4 protein-coding genes are annotated in these 2,673 nt (G+C 66.2%); 1 reads left to right on the forward strand and 3 read right to left on the reverse strand.

The window, feature by feature from the left end:
• Positions 1-28: 28 nt before the first annotated feature.
• Complete coding sequence (locus I71_RS40435) at positions 29-151, reverse strand: hypothetical protein (RefSeq protein WP_280109835.1); 123 nt, start codon at positions 149-151, stop codon at positions 29-31.
• Between the two features lie 240 nt (positions 152-391).
• Here I71_RS40435 and I71_RS02350 point away from each other — a divergent pair, with 240 nt between their 5' ends.
• Positions 392-1,018, forward strand: a complete 627-nt coding sequence (locus I71_RS02350) for an ATP-dependent Clp protease proteolytic subunit (RefSeq protein WP_042689815.1) — start codon at positions 392-394, stop codon at positions 1,016-1,018.
• Between the two features lie 161 nt (positions 1,019-1,179).
• Here I71_RS02350 and I71_RS02355 read toward each other — a convergent pair whose 3' ends face one another.
• Positions 1,180-1,476, reverse strand: coding sequence for a hypothetical protein (locus tag I71_RS02355; RefSeq protein ID WP_042689820.1), 297 nt, complete (start codon positions 1,474-1,476; stop codon positions 1,180-1,182).
• A 62-nt stretch (positions 1,477-1,538) separates the two neighbouring features.
• Positions 1,539-2,673: OpgC family protein (locus tag I71_RS02360; RefSeq protein WP_083896927.1), on the reverse strand; the 1,135-nt coding region annotated here is incomplete at its 5' end.

Genomic DNA, 2,673 nt, shown 5'->3' on the forward strand with positions numbered 1-2,673 from the left:
GCGGAGTCGGTGCCGTCATCGCTGACGATCACCGCCTCCCACCCCTTAAGGCCTGCTCCAGCAGGCTTTGCACCGCACGGGCAATGGTGTCGTGGGCGCGATGGGCCGCGATGATGACCGAAACGCCCTGCTTCGCACCGCTTTCGGACATTCCACCGCACCCCCTGCCCAACTGCACTCAGTGTTCGGCGGTGAAGTGTGGCGGTGCGACACCGGAAGCGCAACCGGCTCCATCGATTTTGGCCCGCCGGACGTTGAACATGAAGCCCGGACGGGCTATGTGGTGAAGCAGGCAAGGCGCATGCGGCAGCGGGACAGCAGTCGGGGCATTCCTCCGGCGGCGAATCCCGGTCCCGATACCCCGCTTCCGATACCAGGGAGAAGAACATCAATGGCGCAGGTCGGATACACCCGGTTCGACGACGAACCCGAAAAGGAACCGGACGAGAAGTCGAAGGAAAGCGCCCAGCCGCAGTTCGCCGCCGTGCAGCAGAGCCTGTTCAAGGCGCGCACGGTCCTGATCTTCGGTCAGATCGACATGAAGCTGGCGCAGGTCGTGTCGGCTCAGCTGCTGGCGCTCGCGCATGAGAGCGACGACGACATCACCGTCGTGGTCAATTCGCCGGGCGGCCATGTCGAGGCGGGCGACACCATCCACGACATGATCCGCTTCATCAAGCCGCGGGTGAAGATGCTGGGCACGGGCTGGGTCGCCAGCGCCGGCTGCCACATCTATCTGGCGGCGAACAAGGAAGACCGCTTCTGCCTGCCCAACACCCGCTTCCTGATCCATCAGCCGCTGGGCGGAACGGGCGGCCGGGCGACGGACATCGCCATCGAGGCGAAGGAAATCATCCGCATGCGCGAGCGTCTGAACAAGATCATCGCGCGTGAGACCGGGCAGCCGTTCGAAAAAGTCGCCAAGGACACGGACCGCAACTATTGGATGCTGGCCGACGAGGCCAAGGAATACGGCATCGTCAGCCAGGTCATCGACACGATGGACGAGCTGAAGTAATAGTTCCCAGCCCGGCCGGGTTAAACAGGGCCTTTCTCCGGAATGGGAGGAAGGCCCTGTTTATTTTGGGAAATGGGAAATGCATCGGCCGGCAAAAGCGTGGATCCGCCGCGCCGCTTGCGGCCTTTCCCCTGATCGGGAGGATGGTTGCTTCGGTTTGCCTAGACTGACAGGTTCAGCAGCGAGCCGCGCGGCTGGTAGCCCTGGCCATTCACCCGCGCACCGAGCGCTCCGGCGGCGGTATCGATGGACTGGTTGCCCTGGGTTGCGGTGCGGGCGTCGCGGGTATGGTCGGACTTGCCGGCCGCCTGGGGGGCGGTTGCCGTCTGCGTGCGCACCGACGGGGCGGTCTGTTGCGCCGCCTGAACCGCCGGCGACATGGCGACCTGCGCCGCGGGCGTCAGCTGCGGGGTTGGCTTCAACGTCTGGTAGGACGGTATGGCCGGGTTGACTTGCATGGTCGAATTATGCGCTCACCCGCCGCAGGATTCAAGACGCCCAGCCGTAGCAGAGCCTCCGTTCAGGGCGTTTCCGGCACCGCAGCGGCGGATGGAGCAGCCGGCTGCCTGACCGGCTGCCGGCGGACCCGCCGCCGCTCCAGCACCAGCGCAAGCGCCAGCAGCACGGCCGTCCCGACCAGATTCACCGTCAGGACCATCGGAGCACTCCTCTCGACCACCAGCAGGGCGGAGCCGGCAATGGACAACACCACACCGACACAGAAGACCGGCAGCGAATGGCGGCCGCAGGCGACCAGCAGGCGGGCGGGGGCGGAGCGCAGCCATCCCGCATCCCGCGGCACCAGCAGTGCCGCCGCGCAGGCCAGCGCCAGGAAATGCACCAGCCGCATCGGTCCCAGCGTGTCCTTGTCGGTCCAGGGGATCGTCTCGTCCGGCAGCCAGTCCCGCAGCGCCACCGGCGTCAGCGCCTCACCGAGGTCGGATGCCGCGAACTTCCACAGCGCCATGCCGCCCAACAACGCCAGCACCCCGCCCAGCAGCCAGCGCGACCGCGGCAGCCGGACCCGGCCGCTGCGCACCGCCAGGGCCAAGCTGGTGCCGAGGAAGAACACGCATTGCCAGGCCAGCGGGCTGAAGTTCCAGTCCTCGTCCCACAGGTTGGGCGGGATCAGCCCGGGGGTGGCCTGGGCGACCAGATAAAGTACCACCGACAGTGCGACTGCCGCATAGCCGAAGCGCGCATGGGCCCACAGGAACAGCGGTGCCACCGCCACCAGCAGGATGTAGAGCGCCAGGATGTCGAAGGCGAAAGGCAGATACATCAGCACCAGAGTCCACGCCATCGCCGTGACCGGGGTGTCGAACAGCGGTGCGAAGCTCTGCAACCGGTTCGATGCCTCCATCGGCAAATCGCCGACATGGACGGCAAGCGCCACCACCAGCGCACTGACCAGCATGGTCAGGATGTTGGCCACCCACAGCTGACGGCAGCGGTCGAGCGCCTTGCGCTGGCAGGCGGCGAAGCCGCGCTCCGCCAGGACCGGCCCATAAGCCAGCGCGATGGCGTAGCCGGAGATGAAGACGAAGATCTCGGCCGAATCCGATGGACCGAACCGGGCGGGCATCAATTTGGCCAGCGGATTCCCGCCGACATGGTTGATGAAGATGATCAGAAGTGCCACGCCCTGAAAAGAT

The sequence above is a fragment of the Azospirillum sp. B506 genome (assembly GCF_000333595.1).
Taxonomy (GTDB): Bacteria; Pseudomonadota; Alphaproteobacteria; order Azospirillales; family Azospirillaceae; genus Azospirillum.